The organism is Priestia sp. 40, assembly GCF_049368575.1.
Lineage (GTDB): Bacteria > Bacillota > Bacilli > Bacillales > Bacillaceae_H > Priestia > Priestia zanthoxyli.
Window position 1 is genome coordinate 30,450 of the sequence record NZ_JBMPZA010000012.1, and the last position, 26,259, is coordinate 56,708.

Sequence of the window (26,259 nt, forward strand, 5' to 3'; positions counted from 1 at the left end):
TTGACAAATAATGTTCAACGTTTATGACGTTGGACATTATTTGTTCTGAATAGAAATTAAACAGCAACAGCATTGACTGTTATGCGATTGGAAGATTGTGAAGCGATGATAAATAAAACATTAAACAAAGAACAATTAAAAGATTCGTACTCAAGCAGAACGTACTATAGAGGACACACGTATTACAAGCAGGGGCGTGTGCTTGATTTGGAATACAATGAACAGACCACTACGTGGACAGCATCCGTTCGAGGTGCGGAAATGTATACAGTAATGGTTGAACAAAAAGGAAATTCTTTTTATTCATTCTGCGATTGTCCTGCTTATCACGAGTTTTCAGAATGCAAACACGAAGTAGCTGTTTTATTAACCATTTGCGATGAGCGAGCAAAGCCGCAGCCAATTAAAACGAAGCCTTTTCGCCAAAGCAAAGAATACGAAAATGTAAATCACTTTATCGACTTATTTTCGAGCTATCAGCAAACAATAAGCGACCATAGAAAATATGCAGATAAAGATCCGTTGAAAGTAGAATTTATTTGCAAGTCTTACTCAGAAGAATTTTTACGTTCAGAAGGAATGTACGTAGCGCTTGAAATGAAAGTAGGCGTCGACCGGACATATGTAGTAAAAAACATTCAAGAATTTTTGACAGACGTTAAAGAATTCCAAACTCACGAATTTACTAAGCGCTTCGAATATGACCCTGAGGAACATTTTTTTATAGAAGAAGATAAGAAAATCATTGAGCTGCTGATGGATATTATGACAAATGAATCATTTTATAAAAATTCTTATTCCATGTATCGTTCGTCTGCAAATAACAGAGAACTAATCATTCCCTCCATCATAGCCAAAAAGTTATTTCAATTGCTTAAAGATCGGAACTTTACATTTATTCATGACGGGCACTCATATGAAAATATTATCTTTGCTGAAAGCTCAGCTCCTTTTTCATTTCAAATAAATAAGCATTCGGCAGCTGGATTTGAGCTAGACTTTACGGAACTTCATCAAGCTTCATTTTTTGATCGATATGGATGGTTATTTTTAAACGGGACGTTTTATGAGCTATCTCAAGATCAGCGAATGCTTCTTGAAGGACTTCGAAAAACGGCGCCTTTAAAGCCAGTCGTACCTATAGCAGAAGAGCAGATGGGCAATTTTTTATCTCACGTCGTTCCAGGACTAAAAAAAGTGGGGAAAGTAGATATCGCAAAGGAAGTATCTCATCAGATTATTGCACCTGAACTAAAAGCAAAAGTATTTATTGATCGTGAGGATGAACAGCTGTTTGTGACGCTTCGGTACAATTACGGAGAGATTTCAATTAATCCATTTTCACCTCAACCTGAAAAGTACGATAAAATCTTAATACGAGATTTAGAAAAAGAAGATCGCGTCATGGACTTAATTGAAACAGCTCCTTTAAACATTTATAAAAACCAGCTGTATTTAAATCAAGACGAATACTCTCTATATGAATTTTTGTTTCATATTGTTCCAAAGCTTGATGAAATAGCAGATGTGTATATTACGGATGAGATGAAAGACTATGCCTATACGGATTTTTCGGATCCGGTAACAACGGTTGACATCAAAAACAGTAATGGGTTATTAGAGATCAATTTTGCCTTAGGAGGCATTGATCATCAGACCGTTCAAGATGTTTTAAAATCTGTTTTAGAAAAGAAAAGCTATCATCGTCTAGATAACGGTGCGTTTATCCCTCTTGAAAATGAGGGCTTTGAACATATTCAAAATCTGTTTCGTGAGCTGAACGTAACGGAAAAAGATTTAAAGGATAACTCATTGCAGGTACCTTTATATAGAGGAATGCAAGTGGAAGAGATTATGAGTGCGGGTGATAAATCAGCTGCTAAATTTGGCTCAGCATTTAAAAGGTTACTTACACAGCTTAAATCCCCAGAGGAAATGGATTGGGAAGTACCGAAATCCTTGCAGGCATCACTGCGTGATTATCAGTACAATGGGTTTAAGTGGTTTAAATCGCTGGCTCACTACTCTTTAGGAGGCGTACTGGCTGATGATATGGGGCTTGGAAAAACGCTTCAAAGCATTGCCTATATCTTATCTGAAAAAGAGCTTGATGAAGACAGCAGTGCTTTTTTAATTGTTGTGCCGGCTTCCTTGATTTATAACTGGCGCAACGAATTGGAGAAATTCGCACCGAATTTAACGGTTCAAACCATTACAGGAACGCCGAGCGAGCGTGAGGAGAAGCTAAAACGCACAGCTGACGTATGGATTACATCTTACCCAACGCTGCGTCAAGATATCGATTTGTATCAGCATCTTCATTTTCATGCTTTAATTCTAGATGAGGCTCAGAGTATTAAAAATCATACAACGAAGACAGCAGTAGCTGTTAGGACTATTTCAGCTAAAAAACGTTTTGCGCTTAGCGGTACGCCTATTGAAAACTCACTTGATGAGCTTTGGTCAATTTTCCAGACCATTCTTCCTGGCTTATTTCCAGGGCTTCGCCAGTTTAAAAACATGTCATCGGAGCAGGTCAGCCGAATTGTAAGACCATTTTTACTGCGACGAGTAAAAAAGGATGTGTTAAAAGAACTGCCTGATAAAATTGAAACCACTCATTTATCTGAGCTGACTAAAGAACAAAAAGAGTTGTATGTAGGCTATTTAGAGCAGTTAAAATCATCTTTAGCCGGTGAAGATTTTAATAAAAACCGAATGAAGATCTTGGCGGGATTAACAAGACTTCGCCAGATTTGTTGTCATCCGTCCCTATTCGTTGAAAATTACGAAGGGTATTCAAGCAAATTAGAGCAGCTGCTTGAGATTACAAGAAATGCGGTTGCCAACGGAAAACGCTTGTTAATCTTTTCTCAGTTTACAAGCATGCTTCATATTATTCGAGAAGAGCTTCAAAAAGAAAATCTCTCATACTTTTATTTAGACGGTCAAACGCCATCAAAAGAACGAGTGGAAATGGCGGATCGGTTTAATAATGGAGAACAAGACATTTTCTTAATTTCATTAAAAGCCGGAGGCACGGGTTTAAATTTAACGGGAGCCGATACGGTTATTTTATATGACTTATGGTGGAACCCCGCGATTGAAGAACAAGCGGCAGGCCGTGCACACCGCATTGGACAAAAAAATGTGGTGCAGGTCATCAAGCTTATTTCTCAAGGAACCATCGAAGAAAAAATTTACGCCTTGCAGCAAAAGAAAAAAGAACTCATTGAACAGGTTATTCAGCCGGGAGAAACAATGCTTTCTAGTTTGACAGAAGAAGAGCTCCGAGAACTGCTTAGTATGTAGCAAAGGATGTGTGAGGAATGAAAAAATGGGCGTTTGTATCAGATTTTGATGGAACGATTTCAAAAAAAGATTTTTACTGGATTGTGATTGAAAAGTATTTTCCAGAAGGTGAAGAACTTTTCCGCCGGTGGAAAGCAGGAGAAATGAAAGATATTGATTTTTTATCTACTGTTTTTCAATCCATTCACCAAGAAGAACTGAAAATTTTAGAAGAAGTAGCGAATATTCCAATTGATAAATACGTGCCCGCTTTTATTAAAGCTGTTCAGGAAAACGGCGGGGATTTTTATATTTTAAGCGCTGGAACAACGTACTATATTAAACCGCTTTTAGATAAATACGGTGTTGAAAAAGTGGAAGTTTATTCGAATGAAGGATATTTCCATCAAAACAACGTTCACTTGCGTCTAGATCCTGCTCACAGATGGCATTCAGAACGCTACGGCATTGATAAATCTGCTGTTATTCAAGAACTAAAAGAGGCATACGAAACAATTTATTTTGCTGGCGACAGCGAGCCGGATTCACATCCCGCAAAACATGCAGATGTTACCTTTGCGAAAGATTCTTTGCAAGATTTACTGCGCGAACAAAACGTTTCATTTGTTCCGGTTGAGACATTTAAAGATATTGAGCAATATTTGATGCAACATAATGTAATAAAAAAGGCATAAAAACAGCGGTATTATTTGATTACTTCAAATAATACCGCTGTTCCTATTCCGCCTCCGCTTCCTAAAGCAGCTATTACATATCGCACGTCACGGCGCTTACTTTCATAAAAAAGACGCGTAGCTAAAATAGCTCCTGATGCTCCGTATGGGTGTCCTAGCGTCAATGCTCCTCCGCGAATATTTACTTTCTCTTCTGATATCCCCAGTTCTTGCATGCAAGCGACAACTTTAACAGCAAATGCTTCATTGATTTCAAATAAATCAATATCATCTACCGTAAGCGAATTTCGCTTCAAGATATTTTTAATCGCAGAAACGGGCGCAATAGCAGGGTAAAGAGGTGACACTCCTGAAATATCAGCGTCAATAAAACGCAAAACGGGCTGAAAGCCTAAAGCGCGTGCTTTTTGCTCTTCCATCACAAGCGTAATGCAGGCTCCGTCGTTAATTCCACAGCTGTTGGCTGCGGTGACGGTGCCTTCATTTTTTAAAAAGACGGGGCTGGCTTTTTGCAGCAGCTTTGTTAGGTTTCGTTTTTTCATAAATGCTTCATCTTGCATCACATTTCGAAGAGGAAGCGTTTCTTCTTCAAACAATCTCTTTTCAAAAGACTCCCAGCTTCTTTTATGACTTAAAAGAGCATATCTATCCTGCTGGTCTTTAGATATGTTGTATCGCTGGGCCACGTTTTCTGCTGCAATTCCCATGTCGGGATCACCAATTTTGTCAGGAGAAAAACGTGCTCTTTTTTCAAAAGGAGAAGTGCTTGTACTTTCAACGCCTCCAGCTAAGTAGCACGTTCCTGCACCTGCTTTTATCAAATAGCTGGCCATTCGAATCGCCTCTAAGCCAGCTCCGCACTGACGATCAATGGTCATTCCCGGGATAGAAAAAGGGAGGTCCGCTTCTAAAGCGGATAGCCTAGCTACGTTTCCTCCTGGACCTACAACATTTCCTAAAATAACGTCATCAATTTCATGTTCAATTCCAGCGCTAAGCTGTTTTAATAAAGGAGCCGCTAGCTCTTGAACGTGAAAATCTTTCAGTAGACCGTTTTCTTTTCCAATGACCGTACGCTTCGCTTTTACAACGGCTGCTTGATACATAGTCATCACATCCTTACATAGAAGCAGTGTTAGAACGGCCAGGTACCGCTACTGCTTTTCGAACTTTTGTAATTAAATAAGCCGCGACCGCTGCTTTTATACAGTCACCTGGAAGGTAAACAAAGCTTAGCTGAAGAGACTTCAGAAACGGAATGTGAAGCTGCATTGCCTGCACAGGAATGCCACAGGCATAGACTAACACAATCCCAAATAACACATTGACAGCAAAAGCTTTTGCAACCGTTACATTTTTTAAATTTGATAACGTCCAGCCAATAAAGAAAGCTGCAAACACATAGCCAATGATATATCCAGCACTCGGACTCAAAAACACACCAATTCCTCCGCGTCCTCCAGCAAGTAAAGGAACGCCAGCTGCTAGCAAACATAAAAAGAGAAATTGACTTAAAGCTCCTAATCTAGCTCCGAGGATTCCTCCTGACAGCATAACACCCATAGGCTGAAGGGTAATTGGAACGGGTGTAAAAGATAAAAAAATAGGAGGGACGAGTCCTAGAACTCCCATTATAGCTGTAAATAGTGCAACGTACGTCATATCTTTTGTTTTCATCGTAAACCTCCGCTATGTATGATAAAACATGACTATCGTATCTTATTAAACTTAAATTAGTCAACTTAATTTTTATATAAGTTTACATTTTTCTTTTCTCAAACTCGCATTTACGATACACTAAAAGTAAAAGAAAAAGGGAGCTTACGGAGTAATGAAACGAATTGAAGAACTAGTTTTTAATCAGTGTCAACAAACGCCTGACAGACTGGCACTATCGGATTCTATTGATGAACTAAGCTATAGTCAAATGTGGGATTGTGTATGCAAAGTCGAAAAACAGCTGAAAGAAAAAGGGATGGAAAAAGGAGAGCTCGTTGCGTTAAGTATGCCAAACAATGCAGAAGCTGTTGTGTCATTTTTAGCGATTTTGAAAGCCGGTGGAATTGTGATGCTTTTACATAATGAGCTAACAGAGGCTGAAGTGGATACCTATTTTTCTATTCAATCCCCGAATTGGCTATGTAAACCATCTTCTCTAACTAAAATAACAAAAGAAAAACCAATCCTGCCTGTACGGCAAGTGAATGCACTGTCCGATCTATTTTTATTTGGATTTACCTCTGGGTCAACAGGGAGACCAAAAGGGTTTGTAAAATCGCATTATTCTTGGTCTTCATCATTTCAAGAGTGGTCGGATATATTTTCTTTAGAGCAACACGACAAAGTGCTTGTTCCTTTACATATCTCGTATTCTGCCCAGCTTTACCCAGTTTTGCATGCGCTTTGCAGCGGGATGCAAGCTATCATGCTAGAATCGTTTACACCTTCGGCTGTTTTTAACAAAGAAGCTAGCTGTATGTCTATTACACCTGCATTAATTTCTCCATTGCTTCGATACATACAAAGCAGACCGAAAGAAAAACGACTTCTTCCACAGACTGTGATTTCAGTAGGCAATAAATTATCGCCTTCCGTTCGAAAGAAATTTTCACAAGCATTTCCTGATGCCTCTTTGTATGAATATTACGGATCTTCTGAAATGGGATTTGTTACGGTACTTTCACCAGATACCGCTGAAACGCTGCCTCATACAGTAGGCTATCCTGTTGACAGTGTAGACGTTTTAATCCTGAACGAACGTGGAAAAGAAGTAGAAAAAGGAGACAAAGGAATACTGTTTGTGAAAACAACTCAAGCATTCGAAGGGTTTGTTAAAGATAGCGAAGAAACGAACCGCTCATTTTTTAATGGATATGTTACGTCGCATGATATTGCAGTTCAGCTTCAAGACGGGAGCATTACCATCGTAGGAAGAGATAAAAATGTGATTAAAAGCAGCGGAAGCTTAGTATATGCTGAAGAAATTGAAGAGCTGCTATTACAAATACCGGGCGTTAGCGAAGCAGCTGTCTTTAGCATAGTAGATGCTGAACGTTCAGAAGTTGTAGGTGCAGCAATTGTTTTAGAGAACGTTTCTCTTTCTGATGTAAGACAAGCGCTGACACAACGAGTATCTGCCTATAAAATCCCGCGCGTATGGAGAATTTTAACGTCCTTTCCACGAATGAAAAATGGTAAAATTGACAAAGCAACGATATACAGCTACTTTACAGAGAAAGAAGGGAAGACATATGATCTCATTTGAACCCGTTACAGCTGACACGATGTATATTGTGTCAGAGATTATCAATTCAAACGAAGCTTATAACATGTTAGAAAACGGTAAGAAAGAGAGAAGTGAAGAAGAGCTTTTTAAAGAATACATGAACGAAAAAACGGACAGTTACTTTATAAAAGCCGACGATACATACGTAGGGGTTATTGATTACATGAAACAAAATCCTAACGATGATCATCCGTGGATTGGGGCTTTTATTATTCATAGCGCCTATCACAATTTCAGTTTCGGAACGCAGGCGTATCTAGCGTTTGAAGACAAGCTAAAAGAAGAGGGGCTTTCCGTTCTACGTCTTGGGGTTCTGTCTCAAAATCCTAGAGCTAAGCTGTTTTGGGAGCGCCTTGGTTTTACACAGTATGCCACTAAGCCGCTGCATCATAATCAAGTTAACTGTTTGGAAAAAGGGCTGTAAAAAAATCCGTGGATTATATCCGCGGATTTTTTACTGTACTGGAATGCAAATGGAAGAGGTCCGTATTTTCACGTGGTAGATGGGTTAAATCCTTATAAAAAAGGTAGATATGATTAAAGAAGCATCCATTACCCAGAAAATCGTTCAGGATACAAAAAGCGAGGGAAGAACAATAGATAACTATTTAAGAAAAGAAAAAATAGCTGAATTAAAGAGAAAAAACTACTTAAAAAGAGCTGAAGAAGATTTCAAAAAATGCATTCCAGATATTTCATCGTTTGAGATAAATAACGAAAAAGTTTACCTGGACAAACTAGAGTTTATTTATTCGTCAGAGCTTAAACTTAAGGCATTCTTCAAACATGATGAACAAAGAATAAAAGTTGAATTAGAAGAATTTTAAAACAAAATAAAGGGTTATCTCAATCAAAAAGTTGTAATTTACAATGGTAGAAAACATGAACAACTGCCTAATTTAATAATTAAATTAAAAGATTTTTATGAAAACTTAGAAAGTGTATTATATTATACAGAAGCTAATAATTCTGAAGCTTATTTCTGGTTCATACTTACAAATGTTGATGAGAAATTTGGCATTTTCATCAGTGAAGATGAGTATGGAATGGACTCAATTTTCTATTGGGGAATTGAATAAAGAAGATTAAATTACAATGTTTAATAAAAACTGCACCTTCGATTATTTTAAATCTAGGTGCAGTTTTTTTGCACTTATTGGTTTCCACATGATTAAGGGTGTAAAACACCGTATGTAAATAAAGCTCTTTCAATATAAAGAAATAATGAGAGAAGATACTATTAATTAAATAAGGTGTGTTTTTTTAGATATGACTATAATCAATTATTTTTCATCTCAAGCTGGCCACATTTCTTTTTCAAAACTTATATTAAAAGTTTGATGTAGAATCCTACTATTTTTAAGCTATTCGTTCTAACACACTATCAAGATTCGATTTGAATCCATCATTTTTTTCTAATAAGAACGTTCGCAAAGTTTTATGTGTTTTAGAGAACGTTCGTATATTATTTCAAAACTTAAACGAACCGTGAAAATGATAGATTTTCTATATAAATCAAAAGTTCAAAAAAGTATACTTTTGCGGACGTTTCTTTAATTTTTAGCTACTTATAAGAATTTTCCATACTGTCCCTAATATCGATTAAAAAACAGAATATTCAATTATTTTAATTTATTTTGTAAACGATTACATATATAATGGGAATAAGCTTGCTATCATTGTATGTGACGTAGGCGGGGCCAGTACAAGATGAAAACAGCTTATCCTATAAAATATTTTGTTAATTTGTATGTATAAGAGATTGCTAGTTGGACAATAATAAAGAATAGGGACTTGCATAAAGGAGGTCAAACTATTGAGCGAATATAAACAGGTTTTCTCTACATTTATTAATGAAGAACGATTTGATTTACATTCATACCTTACTTATTTATTTATCAATGAATGTCAGGAAGATGTAGTAAATCAGTTAGAACAGAAATATGCAAAACAATAAATGTATAAATAGGAAAACAGAAAGGGTAAATAATAATGAACGGAAAAATCGTGTAGGTGACTTTATCTTTCTGAGCAGAAGGAATAGGTCGCCTATTGATGTTTCTACTTAAGCTAACGGGGCAGGTTAGTTTAACATTTGGACAATTTGTTTTTCTGGTTTTTTTGAAAATAGCTGGTTCTTTTTTAGCGTGAAATTGCTCTTTTAAAAAGCCCCTTAAATTTCTCTCTATCTTCGGGTGTAAATGGTTTTGGCCCCTTTGTACGCTTTCCACTTTTTCGAGCCATTGCACTCAAATAACGTGTTTGCAATAATTGGTCAATGTTTTCATTTGTATAGCTAGACCCATTATGGTGAAGTACCACACACCCTTTTGCTAAACCTAGCGAAGCAAGACCATAATCTTGCGTAACGATTATATCCCCTTTTTTTACTAACCCCATAATCCGATAATCCGCAGCATCTGCTCCAGAATCAACATAAATGGTTTCCACTCCTGATGGTTGTTCCACATTAGAAAAATGAGAAAAGCTAGTAACAAGGATAACAGGAATTTCAGCATTCGTACCTTCAGAGATAATGATATCTTTTACCGGACAAGCATCTGCATCAACATAAATTTTCATTTTTACCTCTCCTCGTAAATAAGTTTGAGTTGATGATAATGGAAGACTTATCCTTTGTCAAACGACAAAGATATTTTGCCTAAAATTATTAAAAAACAGTTGTTGTATTAAAGCCTGCGTTTGATGCTCTCTTTTTTAAAAGGAGAAGCTAATTTGATCTCACGTAAACTTCTAAAGTATGAAAAAGATGTTATTATCACTTATGAAACCCATAATAATAATGATGTGTTTTCTATTTATTAGGAGTGTGGTGATATTCGTTTTTAATTCATTTATGTGAACTTTGTAATGTTGAGGAAATAACAACTCAAATAGATCCGAAATATAAATGCCCTAAGTGTGGACTATTGACTGAAGATAGATGGATTGATGAAGAAAAGAAGTATGAATCCTGAGTTTTAAGAGGGAGAATTAAATATCTCATACATATAAAATATACGTAACTAAGCGTCCTGAAAGGTAAGCAAAATAAAAAGAAACCTCGGCATTGGCCAATGAACGAGATTTCTTTTTTTGTAAGGGTTTGTTCATACGTATCCGAAGTATGAAGCGTAAATAGATTACCATGTTCTGTAATTAAAAGCTATTTTTAATATGTTGCTGCATATATAAAATAAAAGAAGCAACCTCTGCAGTGGACGAGAGGTTGCTCTTTTTGCTACGTTGAAATTTGTAAAAAATAGACCAGAGGTTATTGTATCATACTTTTTGCGATACATGCTTTTTTTATAAGGGCTTGCATATGAATAAAAGGTGCGCTTTTTATTCATCGAATATGTTGGTCCTCCTAATGAAAAACCTAACAAATGAACGATGTATAAAAAGCTGCATAACTCATAATTGAGACCTCTTTCGAACCCTTACTCTCATAAGGGTTCTCTTTTTGCGTGGGTTCCGTTAAGAGTGTTTATGTAAACTAGCTTTGCATATCGTATTCATTCATTTTTCTCTCTTTATAATGTGTTAAAATGTAATTATAAGGAATAAGAGGTGAATATAGTTATGTTTACAGCTTTAGTAGTAACAGCTTCTATTTTAGTTTTAGCTTGGATTGTTGGACAAAGAGAGCAACGACAATAACTTTATATGTTATCCGTACGCAGAATTGAGATGATTATAAATGAATAAGAGAAATATGTTAGTCAAATTAATGTTTTTGTTAAGCTTACTTTCTGTAATGGTCTTTAGCTTTATTTTAAAGCAGGGAGTAACTGCATTACTTGTATCTGCTATTTTCATTGGATTAGCAGGGATTTTTATGAAAACTAAACCTATAAATAAAGACAGCAGCTAATTCTATATTGGCTGCTGTCTTTATTTGTTTCCTAGAAAATCCATTATGGTAACTATCTTTTCATGTAGTATTGAGCGCTTTATTAATAACGTTTAGATAATATAATCCAAGATGTCCACATTGTAATAACCATTAGTGAAATTAATACTGAAGCTATCTCAAGTGAAGTAAGAGCAATGATTCCAATCTTTATTAACGCTATAGCTATAAAAAGATAGATCATTAAAGCAAAAAATGAGTAATATAACCCTTTTTGTCTAATAAGATTCATTCTTTCATCTTTCTTTTGAAAGTGAGGAAATAAGTAACTTAAAGCAAAACACATATATGTAAATGCGCCCCATATCAACGCTTCAATATAAGATGCTGAGTTTGTAATTGCTGAAACTAATTTGAATCCAAAAATGAATGTAAACATAATACCGATGAGAAAATATCCTTTTTTTAAAGCCATGTTATATTACCTCCTAAAAGTTCTATCCTTTTTCAGTGTCCAGAATAAAGATTGCTTCTACTGGAGTTTTAAAGATTTTTCCTATTTGTAAAGCTAAAGGAAGTGAGGGGTTATATCTTCCTTTTTCAATTGATATGATGGTCTGTCTCGATACACCTAGCTTTTCGGCTAGTTTATCTTGAGAATAACCATATTTCTGTCTATGTTCTGCCAAATGGTTTTTCACTCACATAAATCCTCCTCTGTTTTATTATTTAACCTTATTCTATAGTAAAGCGACCTTTACGTAAAGTACACTTTACGTAAAGGTCGCTTTACTACCCATCTTCTATTTTGTGCCGATAATACGTTTTATGTTAACAGTTATAAAATCAAAAAAGGGGTACCGTTGCCAAACGAATTGTCGAACTTCATCAAGGAGAAATATGGGCAGAAAGTGAGAAAGAAAAGATAACGATGTATGTTGCGTTGCCTTTTCCTCATGATAAAGAAGAGAAAGAGATTATTTATGAAGATTTATGAACTAATTAGATTAGCAGTAGAAATTATGTTTACACTAATTTCTGATGATGTTCTCATGCTAATTTTTTATGAAAAAACACCTTCAAGTGATTACCAGGTAATCACTCGAAGGTGTTTTCTATTATTTTATTAAAACCGTTGTATTAGCCGGAATTACAAGCTGATTTTTAACCTTTTTTGCACCTTTTTCACTAGAGAAAATCAATTTACCTTTCTCTGCTACAGATACTTTTACAGGTTGATTTGAAATATTATGATACACGCTAATCGATTTGCCTTTATACGTGCGGCTATAGGCAACGACTTCTTTACTGTCTACTGAAATGGATTGAAGCGTTCCTTTTACTAACTCTTCGTGCTGCTGGCGCACGCGAATCATTTCACGGTAATGATTTAACAAGGAATCCTTTTGTTTTGTTTGTGCTTCTACAGACACACCATTGCCGCCTTTGTTATATACAGGTGTTTCCCAGCTAGTTTGTCCAATTCCGTTGCCTTCGTACCAGCGGAACGGTTCACGGATTAATTCATCAGGCTTTTCACCGGTCATACCAATTTCTTCACCGTAATAAATATACGGATTTCCAGGAAGCGTAAGTAAGATAGAAGCAGCTGATTTTGCTTTATTCACATCTCCGCTTAGCTCACTCATGACGCGGTTTTGGTCATGGTTGGTTAAGAAAATGCCGTCAATTTTATTTGGATTGTATGATTTAAAAAGCTCATCCGTTGCCGCTGCTGCAGTGGCGATTCCTTGATCATTTCCTGCTTTTACAGAGTTGACAATTTTCCCTGCTAAATCAAAGTTAAATAAAGAATCAAGCGATTGATAGTAAGGGGCTACTACTTCCGGCTGATCCCATACTTCACCCGTTAGATATACGTTAGGGTTTTCTTTTTTCATTGCATCTCTAAACTCATTCCACCACAGGAGATTTTTCTTAGCGCCTTCAGGTGTTTGACCTTTAAAGATATGGAGGGCAGCATCTAAGCGGAACCCGTCAACGCCTTGCTTTAGCCAAAACTTTCCGACGTTAATCATTTCTTTTCTTACTTCAGGGTTATCGTAATTTAAGTCAGGCATTCCTTCCCAGAACGTTCCGTAAAAATACTCTCCGTTTGGAGCTTTATGCCATACTTGTTGTCCCCAAGATCCTTTTTCATTCAAGTCGGTATTTTTATCAGCCCAAATGTAGTAATCTCTGTACTTGCTGTTTTTATCTTTCAACGCAGCTTGGAACCAAGGGTGTTCACTGCTCGTATGATTCACAACAAGGTCCATAATGACTTTTACGTCTCGTTTATCTGCTTCTTTCATCAGTTTGCGAAAATCTTGCAGATTTCCATACTGCGGATCAATATTATAATAGTCCGTTACATCATATTTATGATAGCTGGGAGAAGGGTTGACCGGCATCATCCAAATCCCGTTTACTTGAAGATCATTCTTTGTATGAGAATTGCCATCATTTAAATAATCCAACTTTTGTGTAAGACCTTTTAAATCACCATGGCCATCTTTATTTGCATCGTAAAAAGAGTTTACATACACCTCATAAAAGACACCGTTTTTATCTGCTGTTGGAGCTTTACCTTTATGTACGGTTTCGGCGTGAACACCTGTTGATAAGCTAGCAGCCAGCGGCAGTGTTAGAGCTAAAGCTGTCCATTTTTTCCCTTTCATCGTTTCATCCCCTTTTTTTTTGCAATCGTTTGCATAAATTGACTACAATTGAAATATAGCACCTATTTGAAAACGATTACAACAAAAATTTTATTTTGATTATTTAGAACTAGTAATTATTCTGACAACCTAGTTATTTACTGTGTCCAATGGCATTAAGCGGCTGCGTTATATTAAGGCTATAGATAGAAAACATCAATAAAATAAGGTATTATTATCCAAGTAAAAATAATGACTATGTCAAATATTCTGACAATGTTGTTGTTCAATCCATCATCTCGTGCTAAAATCCAAATATAACTGAAAAACGGTACTAAGATTCCGAAAAACGGAACTTGAAGTATTGATGCAGATAATAAAGCTTGCATTTTCCTTACTATCTGCAAATGGTTACGCTTACATTAAAGGGTTTAAGGGGGAAGAACGCATTGAGTAAAGTAGATTTAAACTGTGATTTAGGGGAAAGCTTTGGTGCTTATCGCATTGGCAATGATGAAGCAATCTTAGAGCATGTGACGTCTGTAAACGTAGCCTGTGGATTTCACGCAGGGGATCCGAGCGTCATGCGAAAAACGGTGAAATTGGCTGCTGAAAAAAAAGTGCAAATTGGGGCTCATCCTGGTTTGCAGGATCTTATAGGTTTTGGACGCAGAAACATGAATATTTCACCTCAGGAAGCCTACGATATCGTGGTTTATCAAATTGGGGCATTAAACGGCTTTTTGCAAGCGGAAGGGTTATCAATGCAGCATGTAAAACCTCACGGTGCACTATATAACATGGCTGCTAAAAATAAAGCCTTGTCTGAAGCAATAGCAAAAGCTGTTTATAACGTAAATCCTGAGCTGATTTTGTTTGGATTATCTGGAAGTGAGCTGATTCAAGCAGGTAACAGAATTGGTTTAAAAACGGCTAACGAAGTATTTGCAGACCGTACCTATCAGTTAGACGGTTCTCTCACTGCTCGCACAGAACCAAATGCTTTAATTGAAGATGATGACGAAGCTGTTTCTCAAGTTATTACAATGGTGAAAGAAGGGAAAGTCAAATCTCAACAAGGTAAGGATGTAGAATTGCAGGCAGATACGATTTGCATTCATGGAGACGGGGCCCACGCACTTGAATTTGCTCGTCATGTCAACCGTTCTTTACGAGCATCAGAAGTGGTAGTTAAGGCTATTTCACAATAAAAACTACATACAATCAGGAGGAAGATGATATTGGAGCCAATAAAGAAATCAACACCTCAGCAAAAGCTTTCGGCTGCGCCTAAAGTAAACTGGACGTTAATGCTTGGAGCCGCTTTTTTAATGGCCACATCGGCTATTGGACCAGGCTTTTTAACTCAAACTACCGTATTTACACAAAATTTGGCCGCAAGCTTCGGATTCGTTATTTTAATTTCAATTATTCTTGATATTTTTGCTCAAACCAATGTATGGAGAATCATTGCCGTTTCTGAAAAACGCGGACAAGAAATCGCCAACATGGTATTTCCCGGATTAGGATACGTGCTCGCTATTTTAATTGTTATTGGAGGACTTGCATTTAATATTGGAAATATTGCTGGTGCGGGGCTTGGATTAAATGCGATTACGGGTATTTCTCCAACAGCCGGAGCTGCAATTAGTGCAGTTATTGCTGTGCTAATCTTCGTTGTAAAAGAAGCTGGAAAAGCAATGGATCGCTTCACGCAAATTGCAGGTTTTGTCATGATTGGGCTAATGCTATATGTAGCGGCTACCACTTCACCTCCCGTGGGAGAAGCTGTGGTGAAAACTTTTGCTCCTGATAAAATTGACATTATAGCGATTGTTACGCTTGTTGGAGGAACCGTGGGTGGTTACATTACCTTTGCAGGTGGACATCGCCTTTTAGACGCTGGTGTAAAAGGCATCGATTCTTTACCTCAAGTGACCAAAAGTTCTGTAACAGGAATTCTTATCACTTCCGTTATGCGAATCGCTTTGTTTTTAGCAGTACTTGGCGTCGTATCTAAAGGATTACAAATTGACCCAGCCAATCCTCCGGCATCCGTGTTTCAGCTCGCAGCAGGGAACGTTGGCTATAAAATCTTTGGGATTGTCATGTGGTCTGCCGCTATTACGTCTGTAGTGGGAGCTGCTTATACATCTGTTTCATTTATTCAAACGTTTAGTGAAAAACTTAATAAAAACTCAAACTGGATTATTATTGGATTTATTATTATTTCGACTCTGTCGTTTGTCTTAATTGGAAAACCTGTAAAAGTTCTTCTTTTAGTTGGAGCAATCAATGGATTAATTTTGCCAATTGCTCTAGGAACATTACTGATCGCTGCGTACAAAAAAAGCATCGTTGGTGAGTATAAACATCCTTTATGGCTTACCATTTCTGGTGTACTGGTCGTTATTGTAATGGCTTTAATGGGAGGCTATACGTTAATGGATCAACTTCCTCAATTATTTAAATAAAACAAAGTGCCCGCACGTAAGTTGCGTGCGGGCACTGATGGGAGATAGAAATATGATAACCCTTTCACAGCTAACTCCAGCTGAACTTCGTCAGCAAATCCGTAACAATCAGCTTATTCAACCAACAGCAGGCATGGCAAACGGCTATGCTCAAGCTAATTTAGCTATTTTACCAAAGCAACAAGCCTTTGACTTTCTATTGTTCTGTCAGCGTAACCCTAAATCTTGTCCGCTTTTAGATGTAACAGACGCTGGATCTCCGGTGCCAAAGTTTGCAGCTCCGTCTGGAGATATTCGTACAGACCTTCCCAAGTATCGAATCTATGAAAATGGGGAACTAGTAAAAGAAGTAACTGATATCACAGACTATTGGACAGAAGATATGGTAGCTTTTCTTATCGGATGTAGCTTTACATTTGAACACGCGCTTTTAAACAACGACATACCTGTTCGTCACATTGAAGAAAATTGTAATGTTCCTATGTATAAAACAAATATTTCATGCGCTGAAGCAGGAATATTTCACGGCTCAACGGTGGTTAGTATGCGTCCAATTCCCCAGCAAGACGTGGTGCGGGCAGCCCAAGTAACTTCACGTTTCCCGGCCGTGCACGGGGGGCCTGTTCACATTGGAGATCCGGCTGCAATAGGGATCCAAGACCTGCACTCTCCGGATTTTGGTGATGCTGTTTCCATTAAGGTAGGTGAGGTGCCCGTGTTTTGGGCTTGTGGTGTAACTCCTCAAGCAGTAGCGATGGAAACAAAACCTTCTATTATGATTACACATGCTCCGGGGCATATGTTTATCACAGATATTCGAGATGAAAAACTAGGTGTTTTATAAAAGAAAGAGGTGTAGATATGAATCAAACCGTAACAAAAGCGTCAGCTGTTATTTCTCCGCTTGGGGACTCAGCGCTTGTTATAACGTTTGGAGATAGCATTCAGTATGACATTCATAAACAAATTAAAACGTGTAAAGATTCGATAGAATTAAGTCCTTTCCCTGGGTTTATTGAATGCGTGCCGGCATTTACGAACCTTACGATCTTTTATAACCCTCTTGAAGTGGTAGCAGCCGTGAAAAAGAAGGAGAAAAAAGAATTTGTGTCTCCTTTTGAAGTAGTGTCTTCTATCCTTCAAAGTAAATTAGAGAACGAACAGACAGAAAAAGAGTTAGACCATCGTACGGTTTCCATTCCAGTTTGCTACGGAGGCGAGTATGGACCTGACCTTGAATATGTGGCTCGTCACCATAACTTAACAACTGAAGAGGTAATTAGTATTCATTCTGAAGGTGAATACTTAGCGTACATGATTGGATTTGCTCCTGGATTTCCGTTTCTTGGAGGATTATCTGAAAAAATTGCTACGCCTCGTCGGTCGTCTCCTCGCACGTCTATTCCTGCCGGTTCGGTTGGTATTGCAGGAATGCAAACAGGAGTGTACCCTATTTCCACTCCCGGAGGATGGCAGTTAATTGGTCAAACACCTATTAAGCTGTTTTTGCCGGAGCAAAATCCGCCAAGTTTGCTTCAAGCAGGAGATATTGTGAAATTCAAACCCATCTCTAAAGAAGAGTATCAAGAAATGCAGGCAAAGGAGGGTGAAAAATGAGTATAAGAGTTAGTAAAGCCGGATTATTAACGAGCATTCAAGATTTAGGAAGAAGAGGATTTCAGCAGCACGGTGTGATTGTAAGCGGAGCAATGGATTCTTATTCCCTCCGAATTGCTAATTTACTAGTTGGTAACGATGAAAAAGAAGCGGGACTTGAAGTTACGCTAATGGGGCCTACCCTTGAAATAGAAAGCGATTGTTTAGTAGCGATCACGGGGGGAGATTTAACTCCTTCGGTCAACGGAAAGCCAGTACCTATGTGGAAACCTTTATTTATTCCAAAAGGAAGCACTTTAGCATTTGGTCCTTGCAAAACCGGGTGTCGTTCCTATCTATCTGTAGCTGGAGGATTTTCTATTGATGAAGTGTTAAATAGTAAAAGCACGTATTTGAGAGGCAAAATTGGTGGCTATAAAGGAAGAGCATTACAAACAGAGGACGTTTTACCTCTATCTGTTCCTGCTGGTTCAAAGCCTGCTTTTCTTTCAAATGAACTGATAAACGGAGTATATACTTCTCCATGGTCCGTAAATTATAAAGAATTTGTTCATTTTACAAAGAAACCAAGTGTCCGTGTTATGAATGGCAGTCAATTTGATTTATTTACAGCTGAAAGCAAAAGTCATTTTATGAAAGAGCCCTTTAAAGTATCAAATCAATCAGATCGAATGGGCTATCGAATGGATGGACCTTCTCTTCAGCTTCAAGAAAAAAAAGAGTTATTGTCTGAAGCCGTTTCACAAGGTTCTGTTCAAGTCCCGCCAGATGGAAATCCCATTATCCTGTTAGCAGACCGTCAAACAACGGGTGGATATCCTAAAATCGCTCAAGTCATCACAGCAGATTTACCGCTTTTAGCTCAAGTAAAACCTGGAGAATCCATTTACTTTTCTCATATTTCGCTTCATGAAGCAGAAAAAATCTATCTAGAAAAAGAACAGCTGCTTCAAGAATTGAAGATTGCTATTAACCTTGCGTCAACTAAATAACACAAAACAGGAGTGACAAGAAATGATAAACGTACGTGAATTGCAAGAAGTTGTTTCATTAATGAATGAATCTGGTATTCAAAAGCTCCATATTGAACACGAAGGAACAAAAGTTGTCATTGATAAAGCGGGAATTCCTTTAGAAGGCCTAGCTGTTACAGAAGTGAAAACTGAAGAAGTACAAGCAAAAGACGCTGCCACTGAGCAATCGCCTCAAGATTCTATGTCTGTAAACTTACCAGAAAATAATGAAAAGCAAATTTTATCACCAATGGTCGGAACCTTTTACGCTAAGCCAGAAGCAGATGCCGATCCTTTTGTTCAAATAGGACAAACAATTGAACGTAAAGATGTTGTATGTGTAATTGAAGCGATGAAGCTTTTTAACGAAGTAGATGCAGGAATGGAAGGAGAAGTGCTTGAAATTCTTGTGAAAGACGGAGATGTTGTTGAGTTTGGACAGCCTCTATTTATCGTAAAATCATATTAAAGTATACATACTGTCAGGAGGAGCCACTATGTTCAAAAAAGTGTTAATCGCAAACCGCGGGGAGATTGCAGTTCGTATCATTCGAGCTTGTAAAGAGATGGGAATTGCAACCGTGGCCGTGTATTCAGAAGCAGACAAAGATGCACTTCACGTGAAGCTAGCAGATGAGTCATTTTGTATTGGTAAAACGTCTTCTAAAGAAAGCTACTTAAATATTCGTAATCTGCTTACCGTAGCGCAAGTAACCAAGGCAGACGCTGTTCATCCCGGCTATGGATTTTTAGCTGAAAATGCTGATTTTGCTGAGATGTGTGAATCCTATGACGTTACCTTTATTGGTCCAAAAGCAGAAGCCATCCGCAAAATGGGAGCAAAAGCTGTAGCAAGAGAAACAATGAAACAAGCCGGCGTGCCTATTGTACCTGGCACGGAGGGACTGATTAAAGATAGCAGCTCAGCTATTCCAGTAGCAAGAGAAATAGGCTATCCCATCATCGTAAAAGCTACAGCGGGCGGCGGTGGAAAAGGAATGAGGCTTGCTCATAGCGAAGAGGAGCTAGAAAAAGCGATTCGTCAAGCTCAGCATGAAGCGGAAACAGCCTTTGGAAACGGCGGCGTATATCTTGAAAAGTATTTAGAAGAACCAAAACACATCGAAATTCAAATTATTGCTGATGAAGAAGGTAATGTAGTTCATTTAGGTGAACGAGATTGTTCGATTCAGCGACGTCATCAAAAGTTGGTAGAAGAAGCTCCGTCTCCTGCGGTAGATGAAAACCTTCGTGCTAAAATGGGCAAAGCGGCGGTCTCGGCAGCTAAAGCAGTTGATTATACAGGTGTGGGAACGGTGGAGTTTCTGTTAGATAAACACGGACATTTTTACTTTATGGAAATGAACACACGGATTCAAGTTGAACACCCTGTTACAGAACTTGTAACAAACATTGACTTAATTAAAGAACAAATTTCCGTAGCAGCGGGCTACCCGCTATCATTTTCTCAGCGGGATATTCAGTTAAAAGGATGGGCAATTGAATGTCGGATCAATGCAGAAAATCCGGCTAAAAACTTTATGCCTTCTCCTGGAAAAGTCGAGATGTATTTACCTCCCGGCGGCTACGGCGTTCGTGTAGACAGCGCGGTTTACCCAGGCTATGAAATTTCTCCATTTTATGATTCAATGGTGGCGAAATTAATTGTAACGGGGAAAGATCGAAATGAAGCGATTCAACGAATGAAACGCGCGCTCGAAGAATTTATCATTATAGGTATTCATACAACCATTCCTTTTCATTTAGAATTACTGAACCATCCTTCTTTTAAAGAAGGAGATTTTACAACCAAATTTCTAGAAAGTAACCCTATTTCCATTAAAGAACTAGAAACGGTGTAAGAAAGGAAAGTGCTCTTATAAGGGAGTGCTTTCCTTTTTTTCTTCATGTATAATAAAAAGAACATATGATTAGCTAGTAAGCTATACGTCTATCAAATACATGTATTCGCACAAATAAGGGAGAAGGTTTTATGCAAGCTAATAATAAAACAGTCGTTAAATCCATGCAGATTCTCACGCTTTTTATCAAGCACCCTAAGCTTACCTTCACAGAAATGATGGAATATTCAGGCGTTCCAAAAACTTCTTTGCACCGGATGGTTGGTTCGCTTGAAGAGATGGGATTTTTAACAAAAGATGAGCAAGGATACTATTCGCTAGGACTTTTATTCTTGCAATTTGGTCAGCTAGTGGCTAATCGCTTAGATATTAGACATATCGCAAAGCCTGTAATGGAAACGCTCCGAGACGAAGTAGAAGAAGCGGTTAATTTAATTGTACGAGATGGGAATGAAGCCATGTATATTGAAAAAGTAGATACGCTTCACCCAGTGCGTCTTTATACATCAATTGGAAGGCGTTCGCCTCTTTATGCAGGAGCTTGTTCACGCATTATTTTGGCGCATTTACCCGAAAAAGAACAAGAGGCATATATTAGTCAAACGGAGCTAGCTCCAATAGGTATTGGAACCATTACAGATAAAGAGAAGTTAAGAAATGTATTAAAAGAAGCAAAAGAAAAAGGGTATACCATTAGCACCTCTGAATTAGAAAACTATACAACATCCGTGAGCGCGCCGATTGTAAATCATCAAAATGAAGTGGTTGCAGGCATTAGCGTAGCGGGAATTGAAGCGAGATTTCAAGGAGACAGACTGCCGTTCATTATTCAAAAAGTAACAGAAGCGGCGAGCGTGATTTCTGAAAAACTCGGTTATCAAGGATCATTAAAGTAGCATACATAGAAAAATGGAGGTAGACCATTGAAACGATTAGAAGGAAAAACAGTCGCACTCGTAGGTCAGCGTAAAGTAGAAGAAATCAGCAAAATTGTTGAAAACCTTGGCGGGACCCCGCTTGTACGGCCTGCTCAAGGAACCATCTTTTTAGATGACACACACTTAGAAGCAGATATTAAAGAACTGGTAAAAGGAAATTATGATTGGTTTATTTTTACGACAGGCGTCGGGACAGAAATTTTGTATAAAACGGCAGATAAGCTAGGACTAGCTGACGAATTCCTCTCTTCTTTACAAGCAGCCAATATTGCTGCGCGCGGGTATAAAACCGTAAACATGTTAAAAAAGCTTGGCGTTACTCCAACCGTTCGAGATGATGATGGAAGTACAGCGGGACTAGTCAGAGCACTTCATTCGTTCTCTTTTGAAGAAAAGCATGTAGCGCTTCAGCTTCACGGAGATCCTGCACCAAAATTGATTGATTTTCTATCGAATCAAAAAGCCCAATTTAAAGAGATTTTACCGTATCAGCATATTCCGCCAAAAGCAGAAGTCATGGAACAGCTTATAAACGAATTAATAAGCGGAAAAATTGATGCTGTTAATTTCACAAGCGCTCCACAGGCCAGATTTTTGTTTTCATTTGCAAGAGAACACGGACAAGCTGATCACATTCGAGAACTCTTTAACAGCTCTGTAGTAGCTGTATCCGTAGGAAAAGTAACCGCTGCTGCTTTAAAAGAAGAAGGGGTAGATCGTATTGTTATTCCCGATCAAGAGCGAATGGGAAGCGCAATTGTAGCTTTAGAACATTATTATCAGCAGCGTAATTAAAAAAACCTTCTCGCTATGAGGCGAGAAGGTTTTTTATATGGCTTCATCCAAGCGTTGTCGAATATTGTTTGAAAATTGCCTATTGCCCTCTTTTTGAACTTCTTCAAACATCGAATAGAAATAAATTCATTGTTATTCCAGAAAATCATTTTCAAATATTGTAAAAATGGTAGATAAAGGGTAAAAATAGACGAATATGTTAAAGAGTTGTTACGTTTCTTTTAGAAATATCTTAAATCTAAACAGCTTAAACAATGATAATTATCTACTTTATAACGCTAAAAACACTGCTTTTTGAAGCTTGATAGATCTTTCACTTGCATGGGGAAATAAAGGTATATTTTTGCAGGCAAGAAGTGAATGTATACACAAGCTTTAAATGTTACATGACTGAAATACAATTGTAATATTGTTATTCTTTTTTTGAACGCTTATCGTGGTATAATTTTCGTAGATTTTCATTAGCATATTTAGCTATTTATCGACAAATACAGTGAACTTTACATAAATTGTCAGACTTTTATACATATTGATACATAATTAGAAATTACTAGTTTAACAGAGCGAGAAAGCGGAGGAATTCATATTGAAAAAGAAAATGCTTTTACTTAATACAACGGTTTTATTAGGTCTAGGAGGAGTTTTATCAACCCCAGCATATGCCTCTACCATTCAGGATATGGAATCACAAAAATCTCAAATTCAAAATCAGCGCCAAGATGTGCAATCTAACATCAAAGCAGCTTCTGATGAATTAACACGCCTTCAAGCAGAACAAGATCAAATGAAAGCACAGCTTGAGCGATTAACATTGGCAGAAGAAGAAAATAATAAAAAAGCCGAAAAAACAGAAGCGGATATTAAAGAAACGTCTAAACAAGTAGAGCAGCTTGAAAAAGAAATTAAGCTGCTTCAAGAAAAACTTGAAAAGCGAAATGATATTTTAAAGGATCGTGCACGTTCCATGCAAGAAAGTGGCGGTAACGTAGAGTATTTACAAGTTTTACTTGGTTCTTCAAGTTTTAGTGATTTTGTAGACCGCGCGCTAGCTGTTTCGACGATTGTAGATGCAGATCGCGGTATTTTAACAGAAACTAAAAATATGCAAGACGAACTAAAAACAAAACAAGCAGATGTTAAATCTAAGTTAGCTAGCTTAGAAGATATGAAGGCAGAACTGGATGAAATGACTGTCCAGCTAGCAGCTCAAAAGAAACAAAAAGATGCGTTAGCAAAAGAACTAAAAGATAAAGAAGCAAAAAATGAAGAACTAAAAGCTTCTCTACAATCAAAAGACAGCTCTCTTGCGAATGAACAGTCTACGCTTGAACAAAATATTAAAGATCAAAAAGCGGCGGAAGAAGCAGCAAGAAAAGCAGCTGAACAAGCGGCTAAAGAGGCAGCTAAGAAAGCAGCCGAACAAGCTCAAAAAGCAGCGGCGGCACCAGCTGAAAAAGCCGATTCATCATCTTCTGCTAAGGCAGAAGCACCAAAAGCAAGCAGCAATGATGTGGCACCTACAAGCGCTCCAGCTCCAAAAGCTAGCAATGTTGTAACGGTAGGAAACCGTTGGATTGGAAACTCTGCTTATGTATTTGGCGGAGGGCGCAGCCAGTCTGATATTAACCACGGTTTATTTGACTGCTCGTCATTTGTACACTGGGCATATGCTCAGGTAGGCGTTAACCTTGGACCTCTTGGATCTGTAAGTACAGAAACGTTAAAGCATGCTGGAACGCAAGTGTCTTCTAGTCAAATGCAGCCTGGAGATCTTGTTTTCTTCGATACATATAAAAAAGACGGCCACGTTGGTATTTATGTAGGCGGCGGCAAGTTCATCGGTGCTCAAAGCTCAACAGGTGTTGCAATTGCAAACATGAGCAGCGGCTACTGGAAACAAAAATTCAACGGACGCGTAGTTCGTATTTAATAGGGTATAGTAAAGAGAAAACATCCAAATTGGATGTTTTCTTTTTACATTGTAAGGAGCGTATGCCTATGAACTCTATTTTTGATCATATACAGCCCAACTTAGATATTTTATTTGTCGGTTTTAATCCAAGCATCCGTTCCGGTGAAACGGGTCATCATTTTGCTAATCCAACCAATCGTTTCTGGACAATTCTTCACAAAGCAGGTTTGACAAATCGTAAATATCATCCAGAAGAAGATCACTCGCTGTTACAGCTAGGATACGGTTTAACAAATATTGTAGAGCGGCCTACAAAGGCAGCTGATGAGATTACAAAAGAAGAATATGCAGAAGGCAGAGAAATCTTAAAGAAAAAAATCGCTACATACACGCCTAAAATCGTTTGTTTTGTTGGAAAAGGCGTTTATCAGCAGTACAGCGGACGCAAGCAAGTAAAGTGGGGCAAACAAGAGGAATCGATGGTATCAGGAATAATGGATTTTGTTGCCCCGTCTTCAAGCGGACTCGTTCGGATGAAAGTAGATGAAGTAGTGGCTATTTACGCAGAGCTTCCGAAGCTGCTGCGTACATTAAAATAGAGAAAGCCCTAGGGCTTTCTCTATTTTGTAAATGTAATATCAATTTGAATAATTTCTGATCGGCTTCCGATTCGAAGCGGAGGACCCCAAAAGCCAAATCCTGAAGAGACAATGGTATGCAGTTGATTAGTTTGCTTGTAGCCCCAATCAATTTCAAATAACCGCTTTGTGATCAAATGATTAGGTGCCATTTGTCCTCTGTGAGTATGACCGCATAGAAGTAAATCTACGCCCGCTTGTTCCGCTTCTTTTAAAGAAAGCGGCTGATGATCCATCGCGATGACTGGAAGAGAACGATCCGCTTCACTCGCTAAATCGAAAAAGCTGTCTCGGTTTTTATCCGTCTTATCTTTTCTTCCGATTAAGTACAAGCTATCGCCTATATTTAAGACTTCATCCATTAAAATAGGAATGTTCATTTCTTTCATTCTGTCCACAAACTGAGGGATCTTCCCGCCGTAATACTCATGATTTCCCAAAATTCCATATGTACCTAAAGGCGCTTTAAGCTGTTTCATCATAGAATCCATTCCTTTTTTAAAGAATACTTGAGGATCATCATCGATAATATCTCCAGGGAGTAAAATAAGATCCGGCTGTATCTTTTGTACATGAGTGATTAGCCGCTGCAAATGTTTTTTGCCGGACAATGTGCCAAAGTGCATATCGGATGCTACGGCAATGCGGAGGTTTTTTCGATTCGTCTTTTTAGCAACTGATATCGTATATTTCCTTACCACAGGGCTGTAAGCATTATACGTACCGTAGGCGAAAATGAATAAAAAAGCGGCAATTATAAAAAGTCCGATTGAATCGATAGCTGTAGAAAGCGAAGCACCTAGAAAAGCGAGAATATATACGGCTAGATTGCCTATAGGAAGCAAAAGAACCGAATATTGAATAAATCCTAACCAGTACGATCCCACAATTTTAAATATGCTCACTTGTTGAAACGCACGACTGATGATAAAGGAATAAGCAAAAAAGACAACGAGCACCGTAAGAATCCATTTGTTTTCCACTTCAAACATTGTGTGAAGCCACATCCAAGCGTTCCATCCGATGTACAGAACGAATAAATTATATAAAATAACAACTAAAATAGATCTTACTAACACACTTACTTTCATACGCTAACCTCTTTTCTTTCATCCGTAATTCCACTATAGCTCATTTTTATTGCTTCAACAAAATTTTATCTCTTCTTCTCATCAATAAAATTTTTGCTTGTCACACAAACGAAAAAACACACCTATAAAAC

At 37.9% G+C, this 26,259-nt stretch carries 24 protein-coding genes; 17 read left to right on the forward strand and 7 right to left on the reverse strand.

Going from position 1 to position 26,259, the window contains the following annotated elements:
- Window positions 1–105 precede the first annotated feature (105 nt).
- On the forward strand, window positions 106–3,312 hold the full coding sequence (locus ACO1DI_RS12990) for an SNF2 helicase associated domain-containing protein (protein WP_423145392.1): 3,207 nt from the start codon (window positions 106–108) through the stop codon (window positions 3,310–3,312).
- A gap of 17 nt (window positions 3,313–3,329) precedes the next feature.
- Window positions 3,330–3,986 (forward strand): MtnX-like HAD-IB family phosphatase, encoded by a 657-nt coding sequence (locus ACO1DI_RS12995; protein ID WP_423145353.1) that lies wholly within the window; start codon window positions 3,330–3,332, stop codon window positions 3,984–3,986.
- Between the two features lie 11 nt (window positions 3,987–3,997).
- Here ACO1DI_RS12995 and ACO1DI_RS13000 read toward each other — a convergent pair whose 3' ends face one another.
- Together ACO1DI_RS13000 and ACO1DI_RS13005 are read right to left on the reverse strand one after the other, a co-directional pair.
- The gene (locus ACO1DI_RS13000; RefSeq protein WP_181903764.1) at window positions 3,998–5,092 is read right to left on the reverse strand and encodes an acetyl-CoA C-acyltransferase; all 1,095 of its coding nucleotides are present in this window, start codon (window positions 5,090–5,092) and stop codon (window positions 3,998–4,000) included.
- A 13-nt stretch (window positions 5,093–5,105) separates the two neighbouring features.
- On the reverse strand, window positions 5,106–5,663 hold the full coding sequence (locus tag ACO1DI_RS13005; protein WP_226555521.1) for a biotin transporter BioY: 558 nt from the start codon (window positions 5,661–5,663) through the stop codon (window positions 5,106–5,108).
- Window positions 5,664–5,817: 154 nt separating this feature from the next.
- Between ACO1DI_RS13005 and ACO1DI_RS13010 the strand changes: the two genes are divergently transcribed.
- The 4 genes from ACO1DI_RS13010 (at window position 5,818) to ACO1DI_RS13025 (ending at window position 9,229) form a co-directional block, all read left to right on the forward strand.
- Entirely contained in the window at window positions 5,818–7,251 is a 1,434-nt protein-coding gene (locus ACO1DI_RS13010) for a class I adenylate-forming enzyme family protein (RefSeq protein WP_423145354.1), read from the forward strand.
- Window positions 7,238–7,696 carry a GNAT family N-acetyltransferase gene (locus ACO1DI_RS13015; RefSeq protein ID WP_414185145.1) on the forward strand — a complete coding sequence of 153 codons (459 nt, stop codon included), beginning with the start codon at window positions 7,238–7,240 and terminating at the stop codon, window positions 7,694–7,696. Before ACO1DI_RS13010 ends, ACO1DI_RS13015 begins: the two co-directional genes overlap by 14 nt.
- A 109-nt stretch (window positions 7,697–7,805) precedes the next feature.
- Window positions 7,806–8,099, forward strand: a complete 294-nt coding sequence (locus ACO1DI_RS13020; protein ID WP_423145355.1) for a hypothetical protein — start codon at window positions 7,806–7,808, stop codon at window positions 8,097–8,099.
- A gap of 989 nt (window positions 8,100–9,088) precedes the next feature.
- Window positions 9,089–9,229: a hypothetical protein gene (locus ACO1DI_RS13025; protein ID WP_170836829.1), complete on the forward strand. Its 141-nt coding sequence runs from the start codon at window positions 9,089–9,091 to the stop codon at window positions 9,227–9,229.
- A 185-nt stretch (window positions 9,230–9,414) separates the two neighbouring features.
- Here the strand turns inward: ACO1DI_RS13025 and ACO1DI_RS13030 are convergent, their stop codons facing one another.
- The 4 genes from ACO1DI_RS13030 to ACO1DI_RS13045 all read right to left on the reverse strand — a co-directional run bounded on the left by ACO1DI_RS13030 (window position 9,415) and on the right by ACO1DI_RS13045 (window position 13,809).
- Entirely contained in the window at window positions 9,415–9,855 is a 441-nt protein-coding gene (locus tag ACO1DI_RS13030) for a YaiI/YqxD family protein (protein WP_071277291.1), read from the reverse strand.
- Window positions 9,856–11,231: 1,376 nt separating this feature from the next.
- Window positions 11,232–11,603: a hypothetical protein gene (locus ACO1DI_RS13035; RefSeq protein ID WP_251440797.1), complete on the reverse strand. Its 372-nt coding sequence runs from the start codon at window positions 11,601–11,603 to the stop codon at window positions 11,232–11,234.
- 22 nt (window positions 11,604–11,625) lie between these two features.
- Window positions 11,626–11,829 carry a helix-turn-helix transcriptional regulator gene (locus tag ACO1DI_RS13040; RefSeq protein ID WP_251440795.1) on the reverse strand — a complete coding sequence of 68 codons (204 nt, stop codon included), beginning with the start codon at window positions 11,827–11,829 and terminating at the stop codon, window positions 11,626–11,628.
- 417 nt (window positions 11,830–12,246) lie between these two features.
- Complete coding sequence (locus ACO1DI_RS13045; RefSeq protein ID WP_258523580.1) at window positions 12,247–13,809, reverse strand: alpha-amylase family glycosyl hydrolase; 1,563 nt, start codon at window positions 13,807–13,809, stop codon at window positions 12,247–12,249.
- Window positions 13,810–14,237: 428 nt separating this feature from the next.
- Here ACO1DI_RS13045 and pxpA point away from each other — a divergent pair, with 428 nt between their 5' ends.
- From pxpA to mug, 11 genes are all read left to right on the forward strand, one after another.
- Window positions 14,238–14,999, forward strand: coding sequence for a 5-oxoprolinase subunit PxpA (gene pxpA / locus ACO1DI_RS13050; RefSeq protein ID WP_115654018.1), 762 nt, complete (start codon window positions 14,238–14,240; stop codon window positions 14,997–14,999).
- Window positions 15,000–15,023: 24 nt separating this feature from the next.
- Entirely contained in the window at window positions 15,024–16,262 is a 1,239-nt protein-coding gene (locus ACO1DI_RS13055; protein ID WP_042992114.1) for an NRAMP family divalent metal transporter, read from the forward strand.
- Window positions 16,263–16,314: 52 nt separating this feature from the next.
- Complete coding sequence (locus tag ACO1DI_RS13060; protein ID WP_208732270.1) at window positions 16,315–17,106, forward strand: putative hydro-lyase; 792 nt, start codon at window positions 16,315–16,317, stop codon at window positions 17,104–17,106.
- A gap of 17 nt (window positions 17,107–17,123) precedes the next feature.
- The gene (pxpB, locus tag ACO1DI_RS13065; protein WP_115654015.1) at window positions 17,124–17,879 is read left to right on the forward strand and encodes a 5-oxoprolinase subunit PxpB; all 756 of its coding nucleotides are present in this window, start codon (window positions 17,124–17,126) and stop codon (window positions 17,877–17,879) included.
- Window positions 17,876–18,871 (forward strand): biotin-dependent carboxyltransferase family protein, encoded by a 996-nt coding sequence (locus ACO1DI_RS13070; protein WP_208732271.1) that lies wholly within the window; start codon window positions 17,876–17,878, stop codon window positions 18,869–18,871. The genes pxpB and ACO1DI_RS13070 overlap by 4 nt, the downstream gene beginning before the upstream one ends.
- A gap of 22 nt (window positions 18,872–18,893) precedes the next feature.
- Window positions 18,894–19,361 carry an acetyl-CoA carboxylase biotin carboxyl carrier protein gene (gene accB / locus ACO1DI_RS13075; protein WP_014459953.1) on the forward strand — a complete coding sequence of 156 codons (468 nt, stop codon included), beginning with the start codon at window positions 18,894–18,896 and terminating at the stop codon, window positions 19,359–19,361.
- A gap of 28 nt (window positions 19,362–19,389) precedes the next feature.
- Window positions 19,390–20,754 (forward strand): acetyl-CoA carboxylase biotin carboxylase subunit, encoded by a 1,365-nt coding sequence (gene accC / locus ACO1DI_RS13080; RefSeq protein WP_115654012.1) that lies wholly within the window; start codon window positions 19,390–19,392, stop codon window positions 20,752–20,754.
- A gap of 131 nt (window positions 20,755–20,885) precedes the next feature.
- Window positions 20,886–21,650 (forward strand): IclR family transcriptional regulator, encoded by a 765-nt coding sequence (locus ACO1DI_RS13085; protein ID WP_208732272.1) that lies wholly within the window; start codon window positions 20,886–20,888, stop codon window positions 21,648–21,650.
- A 27-nt stretch (window positions 21,651–21,677) separates the two neighbouring features.
- Window positions 21,678–22,487, forward strand: a complete 810-nt coding sequence (locus ACO1DI_RS13090; RefSeq protein WP_028413254.1) for a uroporphyrinogen-III synthase — start codon at window positions 21,678–21,680, stop codon at window positions 22,485–22,487.
- A gap of 586 nt (window positions 22,488–23,073) precedes the next feature.
- A complete protein-coding gene (locus ACO1DI_RS13095) occupies window positions 23,074–24,417 on the forward strand; it encodes a PcsB-like coiled-coil domain-containing protein (RefSeq protein ID WP_028413255.1) in 1,344 nt (447 codons plus the stop codon).
- A gap of 68 nt (window positions 24,418–24,485) precedes the next feature.
- Window positions 24,486–24,998, forward strand: a complete 513-nt coding sequence (mug, locus tag ACO1DI_RS13100) for a G/U mismatch-specific DNA glycosylase (RefSeq protein WP_028413256.1) — start codon at window positions 24,486–24,488, stop codon at window positions 24,996–24,998.
- 20 nt (window positions 24,999–25,018) lie between these two features.
- Here mug and ACO1DI_RS13105 read toward each other — a convergent pair whose 3' ends face one another.
- Window positions 25,019–26,128 carry a metallophosphoesterase gene (locus tag ACO1DI_RS13105; RefSeq protein ID WP_243556763.1) on the reverse strand — a complete coding sequence of 370 codons (1,110 nt, stop codon included), beginning with the start codon at window positions 26,126–26,128 and terminating at the stop codon, window positions 25,019–25,021.
- Window positions 26,129–26,259 lie beyond the last annotated feature (131 nt).

Bases quoted from the DNA above. Each gene is read 5' to 3' on its own strand.
- accB (WP_014459953.1), top strand. From the start codon at position 18,894: ATGATAAACGTACGTGAATTGCAAGAAGTTGTTTCATTAATGAATGAA.
- accC (WP_115654012.1), top strand. From the start codon at position 19,390: ATGTTCAAAAAAGTGTTAATCGCAAACCGCGGGGAGATTGCAGTTCGT.
- ACO1DI_RS13010 (WP_423145354.1), top strand. From the start codon at position 5,818: ATGAAACGAATTGAAGAACTAGTTTTTAATCAGTGTCAACAAACGCCT.
- ACO1DI_RS12990 (WP_423145392.1), top strand. From the start codon at position 106: ATGATAAATAAAACATTAAACAAAGAACAATTAAAAGATTCGTACTCA.
- ACO1DI_RS13055 (WP_042992114.1), top strand. From the start codon at position 15,024: ATGATATTGGAGCCAATAAAGAAATCAACACCTCAGCAAAAGCTTTCG.
- ACO1DI_RS13030 (WP_071277291.1), bottom strand. From the start codon at position 9,855: ATGAAAATTTATGTTGATGCAGATGCTTGTCCGGTAAAAGATATCATT.
- ACO1DI_RS13000 (WP_181903764.1), bottom strand. From the start codon at position 5,092: ATGTATCAAGCAGCCGTTGTAAAAGCGAAGCGTACGGTCATTGGAAAA.
- ACO1DI_RS12995 (WP_423145353.1), top strand. From the start codon at position 3,330: ATGAAAAAATGGGCGTTTGTATCAGATTTTGATGGAACGATTTCAAAA.
- mug (WP_028413256.1), top strand. From the start codon at position 24,486: ATGAACTCTATTTTTGATCATATACAGCCCAACTTAGATATTTTATTT.
- ACO1DI_RS13035 (WP_251440797.1), bottom strand. From the start codon at position 11,603: ATGGCTTTAAAAAAAGGATATTTTCTCATCGGTATTATGTTTACATTC.
- ACO1DI_RS13015 (WP_414185145.1), top strand. From the start codon at position 7,238: ATGATCTCATTTGAACCCGTTACAGCTGACACGATGTATATTGTGTCA.
- ACO1DI_RS13070 (WP_208732271.1), top strand. From the start codon at position 17,876: ATGAGTATAAGAGTTAGTAAAGCCGGATTATTAACGAGCATTCAAGAT.
- ACO1DI_RS13105 (WP_243556763.1), bottom strand. From the start codon at position 26,128: ATGAAAGTAAGTGTGTTAGTAAGATCTATTTTAGTTGTTATTTTATAT.
- pxpB (WP_115654015.1), top strand. From the start codon at position 17,124: ATGAATCAAACCGTAACAAAAGCGTCAGCTGTTATTTCTCCGCTTGGG.
- ACO1DI_RS13060 (WP_208732270.1), top strand. From the start codon at position 16,315: ATGATAACCCTTTCACAGCTAACTCCAGCTGAACTTCGTCAGCAAATC.
- ACO1DI_RS13085 (WP_208732272.1), top strand. From the start codon at position 20,886: ATGCAAGCTAATAATAAAACAGTCGTTAAATCCATGCAGATTCTCACG.
- ACO1DI_RS13045 (WP_258523580.1), bottom strand. From the start codon at position 13,809: ATGAAAGGGAAAAAATGGACAGCTTTAGCTCTAACACTGCCGCTGGCT.
- ACO1DI_RS13020 (WP_423145355.1), top strand. From the start codon at position 7,806: ATGATTAAAGAAGCATCCATTACCCAGAAAATCGTTCAGGATACAAAA.
- ACO1DI_RS13005 (WP_226555521.1), bottom strand. From the start codon at position 5,663: ATGAAAACAAAAGATATGACGTACGTTGCACTATTTACAGCTATAATG.